This window comes from Enterococcus sp. AZ128, from assembly GCF_051714485.1.
Classification (GTDB): Bacteria; Bacillota; Bacilli; order Lactobacillales; family Enterococcaceae; genus Enterococcus_A.
Map to the genome: position 1 here is coordinate 499,142 of NZ_JBIORZ010000001.1, position 24,600 is coordinate 523,741.

Annotated in this window: 25 protein-coding genes and 1 pseudogene; 24 read left to right on the forward strand and 2 right to left on the reverse strand. The window is 39.1% G+C overall.

From position 1 onward, the window contains the following. Positions 1–8 precede the first annotated feature (8 nt). Complete coding sequence (locus tag IGI38_RS02330) at positions 9–725, reverse strand: glucosamine-6-phosphate deaminase (protein WP_438726195.1); 717 nt, start codon at positions 723–725, stop codon at positions 9–11. Between the two features lie 907 nt (positions 726–1,632). Between IGI38_RS02330 and IGI38_RS02335 the strand changes: the two genes are divergently transcribed. The 17 genes and pseudogenes from IGI38_RS02335 (at position 1,633) to recN (ending at position 17,356) form a co-directional block, all read left to right on the forward strand. Beyond that, positions 1,633–2,484, forward strand: coding sequence for a PRD domain-containing protein (locus tag IGI38_RS02335; RefSeq protein WP_438726197.1), 852 nt, complete (start codon positions 1,633–1,635; stop codon positions 2,482–2,484). Further along, a complete protein-coding gene (locus IGI38_RS02340; RefSeq protein ID WP_438726200.1) occupies positions 2,481–4,340 on the forward strand; it encodes a beta-glucoside-specific PTS transporter subunit IIABC in 1,860 nt (619 codons plus the stop codon). Before IGI38_RS02335 ends, IGI38_RS02340 begins: the two co-directional genes overlap by 4 nt. Before the next feature lie 13 nt (positions 4,341–4,353). Next, entirely contained in the window at positions 4,354–5,784 is a 1,431-nt protein-coding gene (locus IGI38_RS02345; RefSeq protein WP_438726203.1) for a family 1 glycosylhydrolase, read from the forward strand. Continuing rightward, positions 5,781–6,566, forward strand: a pseudogene (locus IGI38_RS02350) (histidine phosphatase family protein). The gene IGI38_RS02345 and the pseudogene IGI38_RS02350 overlap by 4 nt, the downstream one beginning before the upstream one ends. Before the next feature lie 148 nt (positions 6,567–6,714). After that, positions 6,715–7,416 carry a hypothetical protein gene (locus tag IGI38_RS02355; RefSeq protein WP_438726205.1) on the forward strand — a complete coding sequence of 234 codons (702 nt, stop codon included), beginning with the start codon at positions 6,715–6,717 and terminating at the stop codon, positions 7,414–7,416. Between the two features lie 213 nt (positions 7,417–7,629). Next, positions 7,630–7,866, forward strand: a complete 237-nt coding sequence (locus IGI38_RS02360) for a GlsB/YeaQ/YmgE family stress response membrane protein (protein WP_242550331.1) — start codon at positions 7,630–7,632, stop codon at positions 7,864–7,866. A gap of 127 nt (positions 7,867–7,993) precedes the next feature. After that, entirely contained in the window at positions 7,994–9,058 is a 1,065-nt protein-coding gene (locus IGI38_RS02365; protein WP_438726208.1) for a M24 family metallopeptidase, read from the forward strand. Between the two features lie 249 nt (positions 9,059–9,307). Beyond that, a complete protein-coding gene (gene efp, locus IGI38_RS02370) occupies positions 9,308–9,865 on the forward strand; it encodes an elongation factor P (RefSeq protein WP_438726211.1) in 558 nt (185 codons plus the stop codon). Between the two features lie 228 nt (positions 9,866–10,093). Beyond that, positions 10,094–10,519: an Asp23/Gls24 family envelope stress response protein gene (locus IGI38_RS02375; protein ID WP_438726214.1), complete on the forward strand. Its 426-nt coding sequence runs from the start codon at positions 10,094–10,096 to the stop codon at positions 10,517–10,519. Continuing rightward, entirely contained in the window at positions 10,512–10,970 is a 459-nt protein-coding gene (gene nusB, locus IGI38_RS02380) for a transcription antitermination factor NusB (protein WP_438726216.1), read from the forward strand. The genes IGI38_RS02375 and nusB overlap by 8 nt, the downstream gene beginning before the upstream one ends. A gap of 57 nt (positions 10,971–11,027) precedes the next feature. Then, the gene (locus tag IGI38_RS02385; RefSeq protein ID WP_438726219.1) at positions 11,028–11,885 is read left to right on the forward strand and encodes a bifunctional methylenetetrahydrofolate dehydrogenase/methenyltetrahydrofolate cyclohydrolase; all 858 of its coding nucleotides are present in this window, start codon (positions 11,028–11,030) and stop codon (positions 11,883–11,885) included. A 15-nt stretch (positions 11,886–11,900) separates the two neighbouring features. Continuing rightward, complete coding sequence (xseA, locus tag IGI38_RS02390; RefSeq protein WP_438726221.1) at positions 11,901–13,235, forward strand: exodeoxyribonuclease VII large subunit; 1,335 nt, start codon at positions 11,901–11,903, stop codon at positions 13,233–13,235. Then, positions 13,235–13,456: an exodeoxyribonuclease VII small subunit gene (locus IGI38_RS02395; protein WP_438726223.1), complete on the forward strand. Its 222-nt coding sequence runs from the start codon at positions 13,235–13,237 to the stop codon at positions 13,454–13,456. The genes xseA and IGI38_RS02395 overlap by 1 nt, the downstream gene beginning before the upstream one ends. Beyond that, positions 13,457–14,341, forward strand: a complete 885-nt coding sequence (locus tag IGI38_RS02400) for a polyprenyl synthetase family protein (RefSeq protein WP_438726225.1) — start codon at positions 13,457–13,459, stop codon at positions 14,339–14,341. 25 nt (positions 14,342–14,366) lie between these two features. Next, the gene (locus tag IGI38_RS02405) at positions 14,367–15,182 is read left to right on the forward strand and encodes a TlyA family RNA methyltransferase (protein WP_438726227.1); all 816 of its coding nucleotides are present in this window, start codon (positions 14,367–14,369) and stop codon (positions 15,180–15,182) included. Positions 15,183–15,197: 15 nt separating this feature from the next. Further along, positions 15,198–15,656 carry an arginine repressor gene (locus IGI38_RS02410; protein ID WP_438726229.1) on the forward strand — a complete coding sequence of 153 codons (459 nt, stop codon included), beginning with the start codon at positions 15,198–15,200 and terminating at the stop codon, positions 15,654–15,656. Between the two features lie 29 nt (positions 15,657–15,685). After that, on the forward strand, positions 15,686–17,356 hold the full coding sequence (gene recN, locus IGI38_RS02415) for a DNA repair protein RecN (RefSeq protein ID WP_438726231.1): 1,671 nt from the start codon (positions 15,686–15,688) through the stop codon (positions 17,354–17,356). Positions 17,357–17,382: 26 nt separating this feature from the next. Here recN and IGI38_RS02420 read toward each other — a convergent pair whose 3' ends face one another. Next, positions 17,383–17,499, reverse strand: coding sequence for a DUF4044 domain-containing protein (locus IGI38_RS02420; RefSeq protein ID WP_438726233.1), 117 nt, complete (start codon positions 17,497–17,499; stop codon positions 17,383–17,385). A gap of 227 nt (positions 17,500–17,726) precedes the next feature. Between IGI38_RS02420 and IGI38_RS02425 the strand changes: the two genes are divergently transcribed. The 7 genes from IGI38_RS02425 (at position 17,727) to murD (ending at position 24,598) form a co-directional block, all read left to right on the forward strand. Next, a complete protein-coding gene (locus IGI38_RS02425; protein WP_438726235.1) occupies positions 17,727–18,098 on the forward strand; it encodes a DUF3397 domain-containing protein in 372 nt (123 codons plus the stop codon). A gap of 168 nt (positions 18,099–18,266) precedes the next feature. Beyond that, positions 18,267–18,698: a division/cell wall cluster transcriptional repressor MraZ gene (gene mraZ / locus IGI38_RS02430; RefSeq protein ID WP_438726237.1), complete on the forward strand. Its 432-nt coding sequence runs from the start codon at positions 18,267–18,269 to the stop codon at positions 18,696–18,698. 15 nt (positions 18,699–18,713) lie between these two features. Next, the gene (gene rsmH, locus IGI38_RS02435; RefSeq protein ID WP_438726239.1) at positions 18,714–19,667 is read left to right on the forward strand and encodes a 16S rRNA (cytosine(1402)-N(4))-methyltransferase RsmH; all 954 of its coding nucleotides are present in this window, start codon (positions 18,714–18,716) and stop codon (positions 19,665–19,667) included. Positions 19,668–19,672: 5 nt separating this feature from the next. Further along, entirely contained in the window at positions 19,673–20,050 is a 378-nt protein-coding gene (ftsL, locus tag IGI38_RS02440; RefSeq protein WP_438726243.1) for a cell division protein FtsL, read from the forward strand. Next, the gene (locus tag IGI38_RS02445; protein WP_438726246.1) at positions 20,051–22,240 is read left to right on the forward strand and encodes a penicillin-binding transpeptidase domain-containing protein; all 2,190 of its coding nucleotides are present in this window, start codon (positions 20,051–20,053) and stop codon (positions 22,238–22,240) included. It begins immediately after the preceding gene. A gap of 16 nt (positions 22,241–22,256) precedes the next feature. Then, complete coding sequence (mraY, locus tag IGI38_RS02450; RefSeq protein WP_438726248.1) at positions 22,257–23,219, forward strand: phospho-N-acetylmuramoyl-pentapeptide-transferase; 963 nt, start codon at positions 22,257–22,259, stop codon at positions 23,217–23,219. Positions 23,220–23,233: 14 nt separating this feature from the next. Then, positions 23,234–24,598, forward strand: coding sequence for a UDP-N-acetylmuramoyl-L-alanine--D-glutamate ligase (gene murD, locus IGI38_RS02455; RefSeq protein ID WP_438726251.1), 1,365 nt, complete (start codon positions 23,234–23,236; stop codon positions 24,596–24,598). Positions 24,599–24,600 lie beyond the last annotated feature (2 nt).

A 24,600-nucleotide genomic window follows, 5' to 3' on the forward strand; every position in this document is an offset into this window, starting at 1 on the left:
ATAGAGCATTAATTGATCAATTTAGCTGCTTCTTCGTCAGCAATTATTGTGATATTCGAATGTTTTCGTAAAACAGAAGCCGGAAATTTTTCAGTCAGCGGCCCTTTTAGCATTTTGGCTAAAGCTTCCGCCTTATCACTGCCGCTGACGATCAATAGTATTTCTTTTGCCCGTAAAACACTCAGCGGCCCCATGGACACAAAGGATTTAGGTACCACTTGATCATAAGACCGGTACAGATCAGCGACAAACTCATACCGAGGATACTCAGGTTTTATTTCAACTTCGTAGGACAAGCTGTCAAACTTAGTTGTCTGCGGAAGGTTGCCGCAAAATTGACCATCACTGCCTAAACCAATCACCATTAAATCAAGTCCGCCGTCGTCCTCGATCTGCTGATCGAAAGTTGTATAATTTTTCAGTGTTATCTCGTGGATATTTTCTTCCTTGATAGCTGCTGGATCATAGAATATTTTCTTCATTTCAAGGTAAGTTGTGGTGTGCTCCGTATGCTCAAGCGGACCGCCGTCAAAGGTATAAACATGGAAATGCTCATACACAGAGCTATTTTTCATACGAGCAATAACTAGTTCATAGGCCCTTTCAGGCGTAGAACCAGCTGTCAACGCGCAGTTTACTCGTCGGCCGGCATGCATTTTTGCCAGAATAGTAGTCGCTGCCAATTCACTCATCGCTTCATAGGTTTTTACAGTCGTAATTTTCATCAGATCAACCTCATTTCATTTTTTATTTTGACTGAAAAAAGTATGTCTTCGTTATTATGAATCCTCTCAAATCAACCATAACATGATTTCTCTGCTTTGTGTAAAGACACTGGGAAAAGAATCCAATTGTCGAGGAGTTCCGCAAATTGAGCGAGTGCTGTTCAATTTGTCAAAGGTTAACTGACAAATTAACAACAGTTCGAAAGAAAATGACATACGCGTGGGATTAGTTCGTATTAGTTTGACGATTTTTTAGTTCTATTTAATAACTGAATAAGGATCGCTATTACGCAGAATACTGAAGTTGACAGCTTTTTCTTTTCTTCATGAACACATTAAGCAATTTAATGAAATCTATCTAAGGGATAATCGGCAATGAAAGGTGTAGGAATACTGATAACAGGGATGATTATCTGTACTAAATTATGTAGTAAGAAGTTCCTTTTTAATGACTAACCAAGACCTGCTGTCATAGTTCTAAGGGAAATTGGATTTATGATGTGTATAGTGATGCCGACTATTGACAAATTTATCAATACGAGTTTTTTCAATTTAGGATTTTTCTAATAGTTTTTTCGCAACCCTTTCTCCGCATTTACTATATCATTGCTTGTTTCTTTCTGACAAAGACAGCATTGTTTAGTTTAAATAACAATTTTTTTCTTTTGATTTAAACAGTTAAAAAAAAAACAAACATGCAATCTATATAAGAAAGCGTTGACAATTATAATTTCATCACTTAGAATGAAATTATAAAATAATAAAGAGAAAAGACCGATCATGGCGCTGGAGCTATGATTGTGAGTATGTTACTGAATACAATCAGGCAGAACTCAAGAAAGTATAGTAGGAGATCAAGGTCCCCTTGTATACTTTCTTGGGTTTTTTTTCTGGAAAGGAGGAAAAAATGAAGATCAGCCAAATCTTAAATAATAACGTTGCATTGGTGAAACGGGGAGGAAATGAGGTCTTCGTCGTTGCAAAAGGAATTGGTTTCAAAAAGAAAAAAGGACAGCAAATCACAGAAGAGGAAGTTGAGAAGATGTATATTCTTGATTCCTTTGATATGCTGGATCATTTCAGCTATTTATTGGCTCATTCAGATCCAAACGATATTCTTTTGATCAGCAATATTATTTCCTATGGAGAAGAACAATTGGGAATCAAGGCAAGTGATTATTTGAGTTTGGCTCTTCTTGATCACCTGGAGTTCTTGTTGAAGCGAGTGGAAAAGCAACAGTTTATTAAAAGTCCGTTGATATGGGATACGAAACGTTTCTATCCAGACCATTTCAAAGTCGGCCTTAAGGCTTTAAAAATGATCGAAGAGCAAAAGGGGCTACAACTGCCGGAAGACGAAGCTGTCTCATTGTGTTTGCATTTTGTAAACATGGAAGAAAGCCGCGAGAGCAGGAAAGACCATGTATTGGAGATGCGTACACTTAGTGATCTTGTTTCAATCGTGGAGCACCATTTTAATATTACGCTAGATGAGGAATCAACTAATTACATGCGATTCACAACTCATCTCCAATATTTTGTGCAACGAATCATTGACGGTGAAATTTTTAATAATGGATCGGAAACAATCGAGTTGTATAAGCAAGTATGTCAACTGTATCCAGAATCTTTTAAAACGGTGCAAAAAATGAAGATTTATGTGCAATCACAATTTAAATTAGAAATCTCAATTAATGAAGAGACCTATTTGATGTTACACATTAATCGTGTGACAGAAAGAGTGGAGGATAAAAAATGAGTTATGAAAAATTAAATAAACAACTGATTGAATTAGTCGGCGGCAAAGATAATATCAAAGCAGTCGCTCACTGTGTGACCCGTCTGCGCTTAACACTAGAGGACCGAAGCTTAGCCAAAACAGAAGAAATCAAAAATTTGGATGGTGTGATTGATGTGGTCTCCAATGAGGTTGCATATCAAATCATTGTCGGAACACATGTTACGGATGTCTACAATGAGTTTATGGCGATGCTTGGCTTGAAACCTGATGGCGAGGAGGCCGAAAAGGCAAAAGCAAAAGGAATCAAAGGAATTGCCTCGTCAATCTTGGTCATGATTTCAGAAACCATGACTTCTATTATAGAAGTTTTATTAGCAGCCGGAATGATCGCAGGGATTATGGCCATCATTTCATTAACTGGCTTAGTTTCAAAAGATAGTTCGACTTATATGATTTTTGATACGTTACGAGGCGGTGTGTTCCATTTCTTGCCAGTATTTATCGCGGCGTCAGCAGCCAAAAGGATGAAACTAAACGAATATGTAGCAATGGCATTAGCTGTCGGATTACTTTCTACTAATATTGATGGAGCGAAAGGATTGGAATTATTCGGTTATGGTCTGCCAACGATTGGGTATGCGAATACCTTTATTCCGATCTTGTTGGGCGTTTGGTTCCTGAGTATCGTAACAAAATACTTGAAGAAAATTATTCCAAGTGGGTTGCAATATTTCTTAGTTCCTGCATTATCTCTTGTGCTAACATTCCCAGTTATTCTAGTCGTTTTTGGTCCAATCGGAACATTGATTGGTGATGGGGTAAGTGCCTTCTTTGATGTGTTAATGAATACGATTGGTAACTGGATTGTGGTTGTCTTGTATGCAGCTTTCCAACCATTCTTGATCGTCTTGGGAGCTGCCAACTTTACTTATCCAATCGTGCTGAACTTCTTAGGAACTGTAGGCTATGACCCAATTATCATGCATGCGGCAACAATTTCTGATGTTGCAGTTTGTGGTGCGATGTTTGGTTACTTTTTACGTGCAAAAAAAGGCCATCAACGTCAAATGTTCGGTACGGTCAGTTTTAGTGCCTTAATGGGAATTACTGAACCAGCTGTATTTGGGGTTTTTGTTAAGTATCGTCGTCCATTTTTAGCGGTCATTATCGGTGGTGGACTAGGTGGACTAATTGCCGGGTTAGCTGGTGTGAAAACGATGGGATTTGTTTGGGGCTTAGCATCATTACCAACATATCTGGCAGGTGGAACAAGTAACTTTATTTGGATGATAATTAGTGTCGTCGTTGGCTTTGTTGGTGCTACAGCTGTGGCGTATGGTATCGGTATTCCTAAAGAAGAATCAGAAGAAGAGATTGAGGAAAAAGAACTTGTTGAGGCGTTAGAAAGCAACCAAGGATTGAAACAAGTCTGTATTGGTAAAATTGCTGAAGGTTCTGTCGTTCCATTAAGCGAAATTAGTGATAAAGCATTTGCCTCAGGTGCACTTGGAAAAGGCGTCGGAATCATACCGGCTCAAGCAAAGGAAATGATCATTTCACCGGTTGAAGGAACTGTAACAGTTGCATTCCCAACCAAACATGCGTATGGCATTACAACGAAGAATGGTGTGGAATTATTAATCCATATTGGTGTTGATACTGTAAATCTAGAAGGTAAATACTTTGAAAGCTTCGTAGAAAAAGGACAGGAAGTCAAAAAAGGGGACATCTTAGCAAAATATCAAGCTGATAAAGTAGAAGAAGCTGGTTTTGACCCGGTAATTATCGTGGTCGTAACGAATTCAAATGACTATCTTGATGTGATCTCAGCTAGTAATGAACAAGGCGATGAATTACTGACAGTAATTTTGTAAAAAGGAGAAGCAAATGACATTTACGAAAGACTTTTTCTGGGGCGGCAGTATCGCCGCCCATCAGTGTGAAGGTGCTTGGCAAGAGGGTGGCAAAGGCCCAGCGATCATGGATTTTGTAACAAAGGGTTCGAATAAAGAGCCGCGAACAATTTATGAGAATATTGAACCTAACTTAGACTACCCCTCACATTTGGGAATCGATTTTTATCATCGTTACAAAGAAGATATCAAGCTATTCAAGGAGATGGGTTTCACTGCCTTGCGAATCTCGATCGATTGGTCACGGATTTTTCCAAAAGGTGATGAACAGGAACCAAACTTAGCAGGACTTGATTTTTATGGCGATGTGATCGATGAATTAATCGCCAATGGTATTGAACCAATTGTTACTTTGTACCATTTTGAAATGCCGATTCATCTGGTTCGCGAATATGGTTCGTGGAAAAATCGCCAAGTGATCGATTTCTATCTGCATTATTGTGAGACAGTGATGCGAGCGTACGATGGCAAAGTCAAGCATTGGGTAACCTTTAATGAAATGAACCATCTTGATCCGCAAACCGAACAATCAGATATTTTTACGTATTTAATCGCAGGTTTGAAATATAGCGACATGGAAAATCCGGCAGAGGACTTAGCGCGAATCGGTTACAACATGACGCTGGCAGGGGTCAAAGCAGTGCGTTTAGGACGTGAGATAAATCCAGAAAATAAGATTGGCTGTGTTTTTGGATTGAACCCGATTTATTCTTATGACTGTCAACCAGATAATGTGTTGAAAGGATTTTTGGATAATGATCGCGATTATTATCAAGTTGATGCGATGTGCAACGGGAAATTCCCTAAATACAAGATGAAACACTATCAAGCCTTGAATATCGATTTAGAGGATCAGCTAAGTGATATCGAGGATTTTGCTAAAGGTTCGATTGATTTCATTGGATTAAATTACTATATGTCTAGTATTTCAGAACCGAATACGCCTGTGGAAGGTGAAGCGGCTTTGTTTGGCGGTATTCAAAACCCTTATTTGGAACAGTCAAAATGGGGCTGGGGCATTGATCCAGTAGGTATTCGCTATGTGATGAATTACTTGTATCGGAAATACGAGTTACCAATTATTATTACCGAAAACGGTTTGGGTGCTGTTGATCAAGTCGAAAACGAAACGGTTCATGATAATTATCGAATTGCTTATCTAAAAAAACATATTCAGGCAGTTAAGCAAGCAGTGGAAGAAGATTATGTTGAATGTTTTGGCTACTTAACTTGGGGACCAATCGATTTAGTTAGTGCTAGTACCGGAGAAATGAGCAAACGTTATGGTTTCATTTATGTTGATTTAGATAATGAAGGCAGAGGAAGCTTACAGCGTTCCAAAAAAGATTCTTTTGACTGGTACCAAAAAGTAATTAAGAGCAATGGGGAGGAATTATCGGAATGAGGAAAATTTGGGGATTATTGTTCGTGACGTTATTAGGGCTTAGTTTGACCACAGGTATTTCCGCTCAGGCAAAAGAAAAAGCTGCGGATAAAAAAGATAAAGATGAAGTAACGATCTATCTCGTACGGCATGGGAAGACGTTCTTCAATACAACGGGTCAAGTTCAAGGATTCGCAGACTCACCGTTGACAGACAAAGGGAGCGCGCAGGCAAAACAAGTTGGAAAAGGAATGAAGAATACAAAATTTGATTTAGCCTATTCCAGTGATTTAGGTCGTCAAAGAAATACTGCAAAATTGATCTTAGCACAGAATAAAAATAAGACACCAAAAATCTCTGAACACGACGGTTTCAAAGAATGGAACTACGGTGGATTTGAAGGTAAGACGAATGCTGAGATGTGAACACCGATTTTCGAGGCAAATGGCCTGAAGTTTGATGAGGAGTGGACGGACTACGATGAGTTAGTCAATAAATTAGGTGACGAAGGTGTAGCAGATGCTATTGCTGAAAGTGATTCGCTAAAAGTTGCGGAAACGTATAAAGATATTACTAAAAGAGGACAAGCAGCAATGGATAAAGTAATTGCTGATGCGAAAAAGAAAAAGGCAAAAAAAGTGTTGATTGTATCATCTGGTAGTATGATACCTACATTATTAGAAATGTTAGTTCCTGGTGAGTATCAAGGTGAAGCCATCGATAATTGCAGCGTAACAACATTGAAGTATAAAAATGGTAAATACTCAGTAGATAAAATTAATGATACTCAGTATGTAGAATAAATAGAAAAATATGAAGTCGGACGATAATCCCTCTATTAATTTAGATAGTTTATAGACGTTCGGCTTTTTTGTATTTTAAACCTCAGACTTCCGGCGGATGTTTTTTCTTTCGAACTTTAATAAACTTGTTTCAGAGAGGAAGATCGTCATGAAAGTTTTGTTTGTATTTGATGACCGAGAGTATTCAAGTTTTTTTGTTTATGATTTGACCAGCGGCGTAAATAGTTTGTTGCGGGTTTCTCCAGAAATAAACATTCAGAAATTGACACTAGGTGAATTGTATACGCAAGTACCGATTGAAAAATTCTTAGCCTATTTTTCAGTAGCTTTTTCTATAGAAATAAAAAAATATTTGATTTTGAAAAAAGAAGATAGTTTAAACGGTGTGAAGGAAGCAGGTCTTGAAGCAGATGGCAAAATGCCTGTGACAGTCTATAAAGATTTCACAGCATTAAAAAATAAAAAACAGTTTTCAAAAGGTGAGCATCGTCTGACTTTAGCTGAAATCGATGCCTATATTACTTATCAGATCGATCAGGATGGTCGAATTGATGTATTTGAACGACAGGAAGATATTATCCGATTAATGAAACGTAAAACAGTTCGTCCGCGATTGTCCTCTATTACCAATAACTATGGGACGGTCAAGGAGTATTCTGGCAGCAATCTCAACTTGAAAGACATGTTAAAAATGGGGACAGGCTACTTAGCTAAAGGGAGCGCACGAATGAATAAAGTCAATATACCAGAGGTTGGCAGTTTTTCTTTAAGTGGTGATTTCCCGTACCACATAGATACGATTGATTGGGAGAAAAACAGCGTGAAACTTCGATCGGATTTAATCCAATAAAAAGTTATTAACAGGATGTGGCGAAAAAGCGTTTTTATGGATTGATTTAGCCGCTTACATAGGTATAAAAGCGGACAAATCAACCTTTAGCATAGTTTCACATTTGCGAAACTTTCTAAATAAACTGCTGCTGAGTACTTGACAATCGCGATGGCTGTTTAGATTTTATAGATTAAAAAAATGTATGCTACACTAAAAAATGGAGGGATAATCATGATTTGGACATTAATAGTAGGCGCTGTGATCGGAGCGATTGGCGGCAGTCTTTCTGGACGTGGAAAGCAAATGGGCTGCATATTTAACATTATTGCAGGTTTGGCAGGTTCCTATATCGGTCAAGCGATTTTTGGTCACTGGGGACCGCATTTGGCAGGAATGGCGTTAGTGCCATCGATCTTAGGTGCAGTGGTCGTAGTAGCAGTCGTTTCATTTTTTACAGGCCGACGATGAGAACCAAACAGAAGCTGAGTGATCGGCTTCTGTTTTTTCGTGTTTGAACGCGGACTTTTTCGATTTTATAGCCGTGTTCGTTCAGCTTTTTGAAACTCTTTGTTATAATGGTAGGCGGGTGATAAGAATGATAAGACGAATTGAAAATCTACGTGCATTGATGAAAAAGGAAGTAATTGATGCGTACTTAGTAACAAGTCCGGCCAATCTTCGTTATTTGACGAATTTTACTGGAACGGCTGGTTTGGCAATGATTACATTAGACAACGCGTTCTTCATTACTGATTTCCGTTATACAGAGCAAGCAAGTGAGCAGGTCCAAGGGATGACGATCATCCAGCATCAGGGAGATATCGTTGGTGAGATCATCAAGTTGATTGAAAGTGAACAGATCAACGTACTTGGTTTTGAGGATGCGTTTCTGACCTATGCGGAGTATTCTGTTTTCGAAGAAGTGATCGATGCAGAACTGGCTCCTGCTAGTGGCTTGATCGAGAAATTACGGGAACAAAAGGACGATGGAGAGATCGCTATTATTGAAAAGGCTTGTGCGATCGCTGATGAAGGGTTCGAGCACGTCTTAAAAATGATCCGTCCAGGCATGACGGAAATAGAGGTAGCCAATCAGTTAGATTTCTTCATGCGTTCACTTGGAGCGACAGGGACATCGTTTGAGACGATTGTGGCTAGCGGTGCACGCTCAGCTTTGCCACATGGCGTTGCTAGTGAAAAAAAGATTGAGCAAGGGGATTTGATTACCCTTGATTTTGGGTGTGTTTATCAAGGCTATGTTTCGGATATCACGCGCACTTTTGCTATAGGAGATCCTGGACAGCAGTTGAAGGATATTTATCACATCGTTTTAGAAGCGCAGCGAAAGGTTATTGAAGTGGCACAACCTGGTGTGACTGGCGCACAATTAGATGCAGTCGCTCGAGATTTTATCACTGAAGCTGGCTACGGCGAGGCATTTGGACATTCTACTGGACATGGCATTGGTATGGAAATTCATGAAGGTCCGAATATTAGTCGTTCTAATGATGAGCCGTTAAAAGCTGGGAATATCATTACTGATGAACCAGGGATTTATTTAGCTGGACTTGGCGGTGTTCGAATCGAAGACGATCTGGTCATTTTACCAGAGGGAAATCGAATTCTGACCCAATCATCGAAAGAACTGATTCTTTTATAGGTATTGTTTGTTTTCTTAGCTTTTTAGTGAAATTAAAGCAGAAAATCGGCACCTGTTTTTCATTGAGAGTAAAGGGGACATTAAAAAGAACTAGCAGTGATAGAGTAGTGGTAGCGTAAGTAAACAAGAAATGATAAACTATAACCAAATCTGTAAAGATGGGGCAACAACATGCAGGAAATCTTTTCTTCTATATTAAAACTAGAAGGTTACTATTGATTTCCTTTCATTGAATTAGGAGGAAGTATCATGATTTCAGTAAACGATTTTAAAACTGGTTTGACTATCGAGGTGGACGGCGGTATTTGGCGCGTAGTCGACTTTCAACATGTGAAGCCAGGTAAAGGTGCGGCCTTCGTTCGTTCAAAACTTAAAAATCTACGTACTGGAGCTATGCAAGAAAAAACGTTCCGTGCAGGTGAAAAAGTAGCGAAAGCTCAAATTGATAACAATAAAATGCAATATCTTTATGACGATGGTGACAACTACGTCTTTATGGATATGCAAAGCTACGAACAAATTGAATTACCTAAACAACAAGTAGCGGAAGAGATGTTATACGTATTAGAAAACACGGAATTAACCGTTATTATGTACGGCAACGAAGTCTTAGGTGTGGATCTTCCAAATACTGTAACATTGGAAGTTGCGGAAACTGAACCGAACATCAAAGGCGATACGTCATCAGGCGGTTCAAAACCTGCTGTGATGGAAACAGGTTTGACCGTCAATGTTCCATTTTTTGTGAACCAAGGAGACAAGCTGATCGTTAATACGCAGGATGGCAGTTACGTTTCTCGAGCATAAAGGATTGCGGTTTTTCTTGGCACCATTAGTATAATAAAGAAACGGTATGGGTGTAAAAACCAATTGAATGTTTCCGACAGAAAAGTTTAGTTTTTATTAATGAACTAGCGGATTTTTTAATAATAAATACAGAATCGATGGCGTATATCTATTTGAATGGTAGAACCATCAAACTTATTTTTCTGTTAGGAAAAATAAGTATATTTGGAGGAATAAGGAGAGAGTAAGATGGCAGATGAAAAAAATTTAGTTTTAGGCGCTAGCCCTGAACTTGGTGAGATTATCATTGCACCAGAAGTAATCGAAGTAATTATCGGAATTGCGGCTTCTAAAGTCGATGGCGTCTATGGTATGCGCGGTTCTTTAGCCAGCAATGTGACTGAATTACTTGGTAAAGCAGCTCATGGAAAAGGTGTATACCTTAAAAATGATGAGGATGGGCTGAAAGTCGACATCTATTCTTATTTCGACTACGGCACTTCGGTACCAAAAGTAGCAATGGCTATGCAAGAACGCGTAAAACAGCAAGTTTTATTTATGACAGACGTGGCGTTAAGTGAAGTGAACATCCATGTAGTCGGTGTTGTTGCTGAAAAATTAGAACAGCCAACCCTAGAAGAATTATTCAATGATGAAGAGGAAAATAATGAGTAAAGAATTATCACGTCATGAGATTCGGGAAAAAGCCTTACAGGCGCTATTCCCATTAGATTTCAATCAAGAGTTAACAAAAAAAGACGCCATTAATCATGCATTAAGCATTGACCAACAAGCGTTTGTCAGTGAAGACGAAGAAGCCTTTATCCCTGTCTATCTTGATGAGTTAGTTGGCGGAGTTGTGGAACACCAAGCGGAGCTAGACGAAATTATTCAAAAGCATCTACGTTCTAACTGGTCGATTCAACGAATTGCAAAAATGGATTTGATTATCTTGCGACTAGGAATCTATGAGATGTTGTACAACACTCAAGTACCAAATCGAGTGGTTCTAAATGAAGCAATCGAATTGGCCAAAACTTTCAGTGATGATCAATCAAGAAAGTTCGTCAATGGAATCTTATCAAATGTAATGAAAGAGATCGATGAAGCTGGGGCAAATAGCTAATTAGCTATTTTTCCCAGCTTTATTTAAACTATACAGAGAAAGAAGCGGGGAATGAACGTGGCACAACTTATCAATGGAAAAGAATTAGCAGCAAAGCTTCAACAAGAAACAGCGGAACAAGTCGAAAATTTAGCAGCAAAGGGAATTCATCCAGGATTAATCGTTTTATTAGTTGGAGAGAACTCCGCTAGTCAAATTTATGTAAGAAATAAGGAACGTGCGGCCAAAAAAATCGGGATTCATTCTGAAGTAAAACGTTATCCAGAAACGATTACTGAAGCCGAGTTGATCAAAGAAATTGAAGCCTACAATAATTCGGATGAGTTCCATGGCATTCTAGTGCAGCTGCCGCTGCCAAAACATATTGACGAAGAAAAAGTATTGCTTGCGATCAATCCACTAAAGGATGTTGACGGCTTCCATCCAATGAATATGGGACGCTTATTTGCAGGAATGCCTCATACTATTCCTTGCACCCCGTACGGCATTATGAAAATGTTTGAAGAATACGATATTCCTTTAGCAGGAAAGCAAGCCGTTGTGATTGGGCGCAGTAATATTGTCGGTAAACCAATGGCCATCCTATTATTGGGCGCGGATGCCACAGTAACATTAACTCATTCTAAAACGGAAGATTTAGAAAAAATCGCTAGTAAAGCGGACATTTTAGTTGTAGCAATCGGCAGAGGTCATTTTGTTACTAAAGAGTTTGTTAAACCAGGAGCCGTTGTGATTGATGTGGGTATGAACCGAAACGAAGAAGGTAAACTGATTGGTGATGTGAAGTTCGATGAAGTTGAACCAATCGCCGGTTATATTACTCCTGTTCCCGGTGGAGTAGGTCCTATGACCATTACAATGCTGATGCAGCAAACAGTGGAATGCTGCGAACGGCAAGTATTGGAACACGAATAGCAAAGAGGTGTTTAAATGGCACAAGAGTATTTAACTATTAGTGCGTTAAACAAATATATTAAACGAAAATTCGATGTAGACCCCTATTTAGAGCGGGTCTATTTGACCGGAGAAATATCAAATTTCCGGATGCGTGCGAATAGTCATCAGTACTTCAGCTTGAAGGATGAACGCTCCAAAATCAGTGCCATCATGTTCAAAGGTGCTTTTCAAAAACTGAAGTTTGCACCAAAAGAAGGGATGAAAGTGCTGGTTGTTGGGCGTGTAGCATTGTATGAAGCCAGCGGCAATTATCAAATTTACATTGATCATATGGAGCCTGATGGTGTCGGCGCTTTATATCAAGCTTTGGCAGAACTGCGGGAAAAATTGGATAAAGAAGGGTTGTTTACACAACCCAAGAAAGCTTTGCCGCACTATCCAAAACGAATCGCAGTGATTACAAGTCCTAGCGGGGCAGTCATTCGAGACATCATTACTACGGTAAAACGACGTTATCCCATTACACAGCTGGTTTTATTCCCAACATTAGTGCAGGGCGACAAGGCTGCCGCCGATATCGTCAAAAATATCAAAAAGGCCGAATCTATGGATTTTGATACGATGATTATTGGACGTGGCGGCGGATCAATCGAGGATCTGTGGCCCTTCAATGAAGAAATCGTTGCCCGAGCGATTGCAGCTTCTTCAATACCGATCATTTCTTCAGTAGGTCACGAAACGGATACGACGATCGCTGATTTAGTTGCAGATGTTCGTGCAGCAACACCGACCGCGGCGGCTGAGCTAGTAGTGCCTGTGTTATCCGAAGAAATCTTACGGATTAAAGAAAAACAAGCCCGTTTAGAACAAGCCTTCTTGCATCAATTGCAACGGAAAAAGGAACGTTTTGAACGTTTGCAGCAATCGTACATTTTTAGACAACCAAATCGACTATATGAAGCGCAAAGTATCCAATTAGATCGATTAACGCAGCAATTACAACAAAATATGACGGTTTTGGTCAATCAGCGAGAACGAGAATTGATGCTGTACAGCAACCGTTTAGCTCAAGCCAATCCAATCAATCGTGTTAAACAAGCACAGCAGCAAATGACCTATTTACAAGAGCGTTTACAGCAGCAAATGCAGGGCTATTTAGAAAATCAACAGCGCCGGGTACAGCAAGCCATTACCTCTCTTGATTTACTAAGTCCGTTGAAAACGATGGGACGTGGTTTTACTTATACAACCCAAGATGAGCACGTGATTCGTTCAGTAAAAGAGTTAGACAAAAAAGAAATGACCGTACATTTTGTTGATGGCAACGTAAAGGCATCGATCATAGAAATTGAAGAAGGGGAATCATAATGGAAAATACAACCTTTGAAGAATCAATAACACAACTAGAAACGATCGTAACACAATTAGAGCGCGGTGATGTGCCGCTAGAAGAAGCTTTAGAAGCCTTTCAAAAAGGAATGGTTTTAAGCAAGCAATGCCAAGATACGCTAACTAAAGCAGAAAAAACATTAACTAAAATGATGAGCGATGATGAAGAAGTGCCTTTTACCGGTGAGGAGGAAGCTTAAATGTTGCAGCAGCTTTCTGCTGAAGAGCTACCCAAGGTCGAAAAAGAGATCATTGATTTTATCAGCAGCTATACCACCCATGAAGAGCTGAAGGAAAGCATGTTTTATTCGATTAAAGCGGGGGGAAAAAGAATTCGTCCATTGATTATTTTAGCCACTGTGAGAGCCTTTCAAAAAGAATTGACGACACCTGTATATCAAACCGCGGGTGCTCTTGAAATGATTCACACGTATTCGTTGATCCATGATGATCTTCCAGCGATGGACAATGATGATTTACGTCGCGGCAAGCCGACGAATCATAAGATTTTCGGTGAGGCGTTAGCTATTTTAGCTGGCGACGGTCTTTTAACTGGCGCCTTTCAATTAATTAGCGAGACGACATTAAATTCAACAGAAAATGTTTTATTAATTCAGCTTTTAGCTAAAGCCGCGGGGATTGGCGGTATGGTTGCAGGACAAGCCGGAGACATGGCAGCGGAAAAACAGCATGTTCCTCTAAATGAATTAAAAGCGATCCATCGTGGAAAAACAGGCGCACTGTTAACTTATGCCTTTGTTGCTGGCGGTATTTTAGCGGACCAGACTGAGTATGTAATCGAGCTGCTCGAAAAGCTGGGCGGACATGTTGGATTAGCCTTTCAGATTCGTGATGATCTATTGGATGTAATAAGTACTACCGAAGAATTAGGAAAAAAAGTTGGGCAAGACGAAAAATCAGATAAAAGCACCTATCCAGCATTATTAGGTTTAGAAGGAGCCAAACAAGCTCTAGCAGATGAGTTAGCCCAGGCAGAAACGACGATTCAACAATTAGTGGGAGCTGCAGAATTTAAACCTAAAATTTTCGAGGAATTATTAGCACTTTTTACCTTAGAAAGTTAAATCTATTTAAGAAGTAGGGGACAACATGAAAAAAGAACGTGTCGACGTATTAGCGTTTAATCAAGGCCTTTTTGAAACTAGAGAAAAAGCCAAACGCGGCGTGATGGCTGGTTTAGTTTATGACCAAAAAAATGAACGGCTGGACAAACCTGGTGAAAAGATTCCGATTGAGACGATTTTACAAGTAAAAGGTCAACGTTTAGCGTATGTTTCTCGTGGTGGCTTAAAATTGGAGAAGGCTTTAAAAGAATTTGATGTAACTATCAACAAAAAGATCCTATTGGATATCGGCTCTTCTACGGGGGGCTTTACAGATGTTGCCTTACAAAATGGTGCGACATTAAGCTATGCCTTGGATGTTGGCTACAATCAATTAGCGTGGAAATTACGCCAAGATGAACGAGTAGTAGTGATGGAACGTACAAATTTCCGCTATTCAAAATTAGCTGACTTTGATAAGGGGCAACCAAATTTTGCGACAATTGATGTTTCGTTTATCTCATTAAAACTAATCTTACCGCCGTTACATGAAATTTTAACAGATAATGGTGATGTGGTTGCGCTGATCAAACCCCAATTCGAGGCCGGAAAAGAGTACGTTGGAAAGAAAGGCATTATTAAGGATTCTAAAACACATTTGATGGTGTTAGAAGAGATTACGAATTTTGCCGTGATGCATGGGTTCGATATACAAGAATTAACATTTTCTCCCATTACTGGCGGTGAAGGGAATATTGAATTTCTCGCTCACTTAAAAAAAGGAGCTGAATTGGGAGTACTGAATCCAGAGATTGATCTGGAAAAGGTCGTGTCAGAGGCACATCAACAACTAGACAAGTAATCGGGAGGGGAAGAAATGCGAAAACAAGAGCGGCACCGTATTATTACTCAACTGTTGAGTGAACACGATGTGAAGAAGCAAGAGGATTTTGTAGAGATCCTTGCGCAGCAAGGTGTCACGGTAACTCAAGCTACGATTTCACGAGATATCAAGGAAATGAAATTGATTAAAGTACCAGCACAAAACGGTGGATATCGTTACAGTATTCCACGTAAAGAGCAAGAGGACGTGAACGAAAAATTAGCGGATCTTTTGAAAGATGCCGTTGTGTCTGTTGATCAAATGGAGAAGTTTGTTAGTGTGAAAACATTGCCTGGAAATGCCTCAGCTTGCGCAAATTTGCTGGAAAAACAATTTATAAAAATTTTGTTTACAACTTTAAATGATGATGACGGCGTTTTGATGATCGCGCGAACTGAGGATGATGCGAAACGTATCCAACTGGAAATCGAGGAAAAAAGTCAGAATAATTAGCTTAACTCATCAAAAGGAGAATATGAAGAATGTTACAAGAATTGACAATTAAAAATTTCGCGATCATTTCTTCATTGCATTTAGGTTTTACTGATGGAATGACAGCTTTGACTGGTGAGACGGGCGCAGGGAAATCAATCATCATTGACGCGGTTAGCTTGCTTGCTGGTGCTCGTTCTTCAATTGAATATATTCGTCAAGGCAGCGATAAATGTTTAGTAGAAGGTCTATTTGATTTGCCTAAACAGCAGGAGTTTCAATTGCTGATGGAAGAACTTGGGATTGAAGTAGATGAAGCAGGGCTAATTGTTCAGAGAGATCTGAATATTTCAGGAAAGAGTGTATCACGGGTAAACGGAAGAATCGTGACCTTAGCAAATTTGCGACGTATTGGACAGTTTTTAGTTGATATCCAAGGGCAAAACGATCATCAAGAACTGATGCATCCAGAATCGCATTTGCGTCTCTTAGACAGTTTTGGCGATCCGAGTTTTCAAGAAATAAAAACTGGTTATCAGACAGCGTATCAAAGCTATATTACTTTAGCGAATCAAGTTAAAAAGTTTAAACAGAATGAACAAACCTTTGTTCAACGAATTGATATGCTAACTTTTCAGCAGGAAGAAATTGGCAATGCAGAACTGTCTATTGGTGAGGAAGAAAAGCTGGTAGAAGAACGTGAGAAACTGATGAACTATCAAAAGATCGTTGATAGTCTTTCTAATAGCTACCAAGTAATGACTAATGAAGAAACAAGTTTCTTAGACGTTATTGGGTCGGCCAGTCAGGAGCTTCAAACAATCGCTTCCTTAGATAAGGAGTATGAAAATATTTCTGATAATGTCCATAGTGCATATTATTTGCTGCAAGACGCAGTCAGTGAGATTGGACGTCAGTTAGATATGCTGGAATTAGATGAAGAACGTCTGGATTTAGTCAATGAACGTTTGGAGTTGATTCATCAGCTGAAACGAAAATATGGTGATTCGATTGAGGTCATTTTGAATTATTATGATCAGATCAGTCAAGAGCTTTTAGATTCAGATTTTTCTGGGGATAAGCTTGAAAAACTAGAAAAAGAATTGATGGTAAAAGAAGAAAAACTACAAAAACTAGCTGTGAAATTACAGGTAGCACGAAAAAGAATGGCGAAGAAGTTGGACCTAGCGATTCAACATGAGCTGAAAGACCTATACATGGAAAATGCTCGTTTTGAAGTGAGATTTAAAGAGGTTGCTTTTACCTCGGAGGGCATCGATGAAGTAGAATTCTACATAACCACAAATCCTGGTGAACCATTAAAGCCGTTGGTTAAGGTAGCCTCAGGTGGAGAAATTTCACGTATCATGCTGGCTTTGAAAACAATCTTCTCGAAAACACAAGGATTAACAAGTATTGTATTTGACGAAGTAGACACAGGTGTTAGCGGCCGTGTTGCTCAGGCGATCGCGGATAAAATTTATCAGATTGGTCAAAATTCGCAAGCACTTTGTATCACCCATTTACCTCAGGTAGCAGCCAAAGCTGACCATCAACTGTTTATTCGTAAAGAAGTAGTCGGAGGACGGACGCTGACCAAGGTGGAAGAGTTAACGGAGCAGGATCGTACAGAAGAAATCGCTCGTATGTTAGCCGGAGCTGAAATTACAGATCTAACGGTTAAACATGCGAAGGAATTATTGCAATTAGCCAAAAAATAGCCGGAGCAGATGCTCCGGCTATTTATTTACATAATACTTAGTAGACTACTCAAAACTAATGAACCAATTGTCAAAATTAACATGGTCCAAATAACAACCTTGGTAACTTTAGAAAAAGTGCTCATAGATTTTTTGTTATTCATGCCGTCACCATCCTCAAAAAATTTTCAAATCCATCATACTTCATTTCCGAGAACTCCGCAAATAACTGAAAAAACTTTTAAAAAATACTAAGAAATCTTTTCGCGTCAATATTGCGAATCCAATTGTTAAAACTTGCTAAATCCTTTATATTTTAAATGAATTGAAACACGAATGTAACGATAATGCAGTATAGTGAGGGTAGTAGTTTGAAGAGGAAGGACTGTGTTTGTTGGCATCATTTTCACCAATATTATTGTTATGGTACATTTTTCCAATTATCGTCTTTTTAGCGTCTGATTATATCATAACAACTTTCAAATTAAAACAACGCTTCAATTTGAAAACGCCGGATATTACTGTACCTTTTTTAATTGTAGGGATGCATGAAATATCTAAAAGTATCAGCTCGTTTTCGATTTTACCATATTTTTTACTAACTATTCTATTATTGGGTATTAGTGTGGTTGTTTTTCAAGCCTATCGCTATCGTGAAATCATGTATGGCCGTTTTTTCAAAATGTTTTGGCGCTTAACGTTTTTATTGTCGGTTTTAGTCTATTTTATTTTGATTATCGCTAGCGTTATTAATGCCTTATAAATGAAAAAAACTTTAAAAAAACTCTTTATTGCCAGTACAATCCCTAATATGACAATATGGTTAGGGAAGGTCAAAAAACTGTTATTTTTGTTTTTTGTAAAGTGTGGTAGATTGTGGGGGATTGTGGTAGACTAATCTCATGCGGTGGTGAAAAGGGGTGGAGTCTAGATGTTCATGGGCGAATTTCAACATAATATTGATGCAAAGGGTCGATTGATCGTTCCATCAAAATTACGTGAACAATTAGGCGAAAAATTTGTTGTTACCCGCGGCATGGATGGCTGCTTATTTGGGTACCCTTTAACCGAGTGGAATCAATTAGAAACAAAGTTGAACGATATGCCGCTTTCTAAGAAAGATGCACGTGCATTTGTTCGTTTCTTTTACTCCGCAGCTACCGAGTGTGAGATCGATAAACAAGGTCGAATTAATATCCCTGTGTCATTGCGCAGCCATGCTTCGCTGGAGAAAGAATGTGTAATCATTGGCGTAGCTAATCGGATAGAAATTTGGGATCAAGCACGATGGAATGAGTTTACAAAAGAAACAGAAGCTAGTTTTGATGACATTGCCGAAACAATGGTCGATTTTGGATTTTAGAGAAGAGGATTATCAATGACAGACTTTCAACATACAACCGTTTTGCTTCGTGAGACAGTTGATGGTCTAGCAATCAAACCAAACGGTGTTTATGTTGATTGTACATTAGGTGGAGCTGGTCACAGTGAATATTTATTGAGCCAGTTGAACGCGGATGGACATCTTTATGCTTTTGATCAAGATCAAAAAGCAATCAATAATGCGAAGATTCGCTTAGCTGAATATGTTGCTAAAAATCAAGTGACCTTTGTTAAAGCTAACTTTAGGGAACTTACAACAGAACTGAATCGCTTAGGTGTAACCGAAGTCGATGGAGTTTTATATGATTTAGGAGTTTCTTCCCCGCAACTTGACGAAGCTGAACGTGGGTTTAGCTACCACCAGGATGCTCCGTTAGATATGCGAATGGATCAAGATGCGCCACTGAGTGCCTATCAAGTTGTAAATGATTACTCTTACCATGAATTAGTGAAGATCTTTTTTCGCTATGGCGAAGAGAAGTTTTCTAAGCAAATCGCTCGTTTGATTGAGCGCAAGCGCGTGGACAAACCAATTGAGACTACTGGTGAACTAGTAGATTTAATCAAGGAGGCTATTCCAGCTCCAGCAAGAAGAAAAGGCGGGCATCCAGCCAAACGCGTTTTCCAAGCTATTCGAATTTCTGTGAATGATGAATTAGGTGCGATTGAGAGTTCTTTGGAACAAGCAATCGAGATGTTAGCCATTGATGGCAGAGTCAGTGTAATCACTTTTCATTCATTAGAAGACCGAATTGTAAAGACGATTTTTAAAGAGTTCAGTACGCCAAAGGATACACCTCCAGGATTGCCAATGGTTCCTGAAGAATTCCAACCAGTGCTGAAGTTAGTTAACCGAAAACCAATTATTCCTTCAGATGAGGAATTACATGAAAATAATCGCGCGAGAAGTGCAAAATTACGGATCGCTGAGAAAGTGAAGAAAGGATAGGAATTATGGCAGAATTAAAAAATAACCAACAGTTTCAATTTGATTCTCAGCAAGAAGAGATTCACCAAACGCCAGATTCTTTCAAAGTCTTCGTTTCTCCTGGAGATCGTTTAAAGAAAATTACACGAGTAGAAAAACTTGCTGTAGTTGCCTTCTTAGTGATGTTGATTGGGCTGTCAATCATGATGGTCAATTACCGTAATGAAATCAGCAAAACCCAAAACGAAATTACTAGTATTCAAACCGATATTGATGCAAAAGAAAAAACAGCGACGCAATTACAACAAGAAAAGAGCGAATTATCTCGTTCTGATCGTCTAAAAGAAATTGCTGAAAAAGCTGGACTTTCAATCAATGACGCGAATTTAAGGAAAGTGAAGTAGATGAGCTTTAAAAGGCTAAAAAGAAAAATCCGAAAAAAGAATTTGACTCCGATGAACAATCGCAAAAAAGTAGGCGTTATTTTGTTTGCTACGAGTATTGGATTGTTCTTTTTATTTGCCGTTCGCATGATTTATGTAGTGGCAGGCGGACATGTTGCAGGGACTTCATTGAAGGCCAAGACCGAAGAATTATATCATGGCGGCGATGTTGTTAAAGCTAAACGTGGAACAATCTATGATCGAAATGGTGAGGTAATAGCAGAGGATGCGACCTCTTACTCAGTATATGCAATTCTTTCCGAGAGCTATGTTTCAGGAAAGGAAAAGCTTTATGCGCAAGAGAAAAATTTTGACGAACTGGCATCCATTTTACATAAGTATTTGGGGATAAAAGAAAAGACTGCCTTGAAAACACTGAATAGCGGCATAAATAGTAATGGTACAAGTAAATACTATCAAGTCGAATTTGGTAATAAAGGAAAGAATATTTCTGAAGAGACTAAGCAGAATATCGAAGACGCTATGAAGAAAGCTAAAGTCAAGGGCCTATATTTCACAGATCATACGGATCGAATGTATCCAAACGGAAATTTTGCTTCTCATTTTATTGGTTATGCTCAACCGGATAAGAATGAATCATTAGTTGGAATGATGGGCTTAGAAGCAGCATATGACGATGTACTAAAAGGTAAAGATGGTAAAGTTGTCTACCAAAAAGATGAAAATCAACGCCCAATTCCAGGCAGCGTTGCAGAAGAGAAAAAAGCGGTGAATGGTGAGGATATCTATACCACTTTAGATGCTGGTTTGCAAAGCTATTTAGAAACATTGATGGATAAAGTTAACTCAGAAGCTAAACCATCTGAGATGACTGCGATGTTGATGCAGGCGAAGACAGGAGATATCCTTGCGATGTCTCAGCGTCCTACTTTCAACCCTGAAACAAAAGAAGGTTTAGGCGAATCTGATGCATGGCGAAATTTCTTAATAGAGGACAGTTATGAGCCAGGCTCAACAATGAAGGTTTTTACTACCTCCGCAGCTGTTAATGAAGGAATCTTTAATGAAAACGAAAGCTATGTTTCAGGTAAGATCCAAGTAGCCGATGCTACCATTAATGATTGGGATCTAGGTAAAAAGGGAATTCTTACCATGCGGCAAGCTCTTTCTTGGTCTAGTAATGTTGGAATGGTCAAGCTGGAAGAACGACTAGGTGATCGCTGGCCTGAATACGTAAAACGTTTTGGATTTGGTCAAAGTACTTATTCTGGTTTACCAGGCGAGTCAAAAGGAACACTTCCTACAAGCAATATCGTAGACCAAGCGATGAGTTCTTATGGTCAAGCTATTGGTGTAACGAATTTCCAAATGATGCGTGGTTTTACTGCCGTAGCAAATGATGGCAAAATGTTGCAGCCTCATTATATTGAAAAAGTTTCTAATCCCAATACGGGTAAAGAAATTATTACGAAACCTGAAGTTGTCGGCGAACCGATTACAGCTGAAACGGCTAAGAAAGTTCGTGAATATATGCGAGATACTGTTGAGAGTGAGAACTACGGTTCTGCTTATGATCAATACAAGGTGCCTGGTTATACCATTTCTGCTAAAACAGGGACAGCCCAAATTGCTGAAAATGGTAGATATTTGACTGGCGATACAAATTATATTTATTCGATTGCTTTAATGCTTCCTTCAGAAGACCCTGAGTATATTTTGTATTTAACTTTGAAACAGCCGCAAGAAAACAAAGAAGGAATTTTGGGTGAAATTGCCAATCCGTTATTAAGTCGTGCTATGGAATTCCAAAATACTGAAACTGATTCTGCGGATGAAGAAAGCAATACTAAAGTTACTGTAGAGGATTATCGCAATCTATCAACTTCTAAAGCTGCAGCTGATGCAAACAAACGAGGAGTAACAGCTGTGGTAGTTGGTGACGGGGATAAGATTATCGAACAATCTGCGAAACCAGGTGAGAAGGTTATGACGAATGAGCATTTGATCTTGCTGACTGATGGCAAGAAGGAAATGCCAGATGTCAGAGGATGGTCAAAAGCAGACATCTTAAAATTAACAAACCTTCTAGATATTGACGTCAGCTTTAAGGGAGACGGCTATTGTACGAAACAAAGCATTGCTCCTTATGCAGAAGTATCCAAGAAAAAATTGAAAATTACGTTAGGTTAGGACTGGAGAGAAAAAAATGCAACCGGCACAACTATTTATTGCTTTTGCCAGTAGTTTCGCAATTACTGTTGCAGGCATGCCTTTTATAATTGGCTATTTTAGAATGAAGAAGCAAGGACAAGAAATTCGGGATGAAGGGCCAAAATGGCATAATTCAAAAGCGGGGACACCAACGATGGGCGGCTTAGGTTTTTTAGCGGCTGCTGTAATTACATCAATTTGGTATAGTCTTTGGACACATGAAATGACTACTTCTCTGTTGATTTTAGTTTTTGTTTTGCTGTTATATGGAATAATCGGTTTTTTAGATGATTTCATTAAATTAGCGAAAAAGCAAAATGAAGGTTTAACTTCCCGTCAGAAGTTCATTGCTCAAGTTGTCGTGGCGATTGTCTTTTATATTATTTATCGCATGGAAGGCTATCCAAATACTTTAAATTTCTTCGGCATTGACTTGCCGCTGAATATTCTATATGGCCTGTTTGTAATTTTCTGGTTGGTTGGTTTTTCTAACGCAGTGAATCTAACTGATGGGATTGATGGTCTAGTATCTGGATTAGGAACTATCTCTTTTGCAACTTATGGAATTATCGCATGGAAACAGCAGCAGTATGAAGTACTGATCGTTTGCCTGGCAGTGATGGGTGGATTAGTTGGTTTCTTTCCATATAATAAGAAACCAGCAAAAATTTTCATGGGTGATGTTGGTTCGCTCGCTCTGGGAGGGCTGCTGGCAGCTGTGTCGATTCTTTTACACCAAGAGTGGACGTTATTATTGGTTGGTCTAGTTTACATCTTTGAAACAGCAAGCGTGATTATTCAAGTCACTTCCTTTAAAATGACAGGTAAGCGTGTGTTTAAAATGTCGCCATTGCACCACCATTTTGAAATGTCTGGTTGGTCAGAGTGGAAAGTAGATACGGTGTTTTGGGCGATTGGACTCATTGCATCTATTATTGTTTTATTGATCGTACTGTAGGAGATGACTTAAAGATGAAACAAATCAAACGATATGAAAATGAAAAAGTATTAGTATTAGGATTAGCGAAGAGTGGATTTAGTGCGGCCAAGTTGTTGAATGACTTGGGCGCACTTGTTACGGTCAACGATGGAAAGCCTTTTGAAGAGAATCCGGAAGCACAAGGGTTGTTGGAACAAGGTGTGCGAGTAATTACTGGACATCATCCAATCGAATTATTAGACGAAGATTTTTCGTTGATGGTAAAAAATCCTGGTATTCCTTACGACAATCCGTTAGTAGCGAAAGCTGAAGAATTGCATATCCCAATTTTGACCGAAGTGGAGTTGGCTTATCAAGTCGCAGAATGCCCTATCGTTGGTATTACAGGAACCAATGGTAAAACGACGACAACTACCATGATCGGTCTATTGTTGAATCAAGAGCGGACAGCTGGTAAAGCTCATTTGGCTGGAAATATTGGTTTTCCAGGTAGTGAGGTAGCAGCCAAAGCGTCAGCAAATGACGATATTGTTATGGAACTATCAAGTTTTCAATTGATGGGGATTAAGGAATTCAAACCACAGATTGCCGTTATTACGAATATCTACGAAGCACATTTGGACTATCACAAAACACGCGAAAATTATGTGGCAGCTAAATGGGCGATCCAAGAGAATATGACAGCTGATGATTATTTAGTTTTAAATTGGAATTCCGCAGAGCTACAAGAGATGAGTAAACAAACGAAGGCGCAGGTTATACCTTTTTCAACGGAGCAAAAACTTGTTAATGGTGCATACCTATTAAATGGTGGTCTCCATTATAAGGAAGAAAAAATCATGAATGCTTCTGAACTAGGAGTACCAGGTGCTCATAATATTGAGAATGCCTTAGCGGCGATTTCTGTAGCAAAGCTGAAAGGTGTTTCTAATGAAGCGATCCGGACAGCGTTAAGCAATTTCCATGGAGTTCCTCATCGAACACAATATGTAGATACGATTAATGGACGAAAATTTTATAATGACTCAAAAGCAACGAATACTCTAGCAACAGAAATGGCGTTAAGCGGTTTTGATAATGATCGTTTGATTCTATTAGCGGGTGGGCTAGATCGCGGTAACGGATTTGATGAATTAATTCCGTCGCTTGAAGGAGTAAAAGCGGTCATTCTATTTGGTGAAACGAAAGACAAGCTTGCTGATACTGCAAAACGAGCAGGTATCCAAACAGTTATTTTGACTTCAAACGTAGAAACAGCTGTCCCATTGGCCTATGAACAAAGTGAAGCGGGTGATAGCATCTTGTTATCTCCGGCAAATGCAAGCTGGGATCAGTATCCAAATTTTGAAATTCGCGGAGACAAATTTATGCATGCTGTGAAGCAATTAGAAAAGTAGGG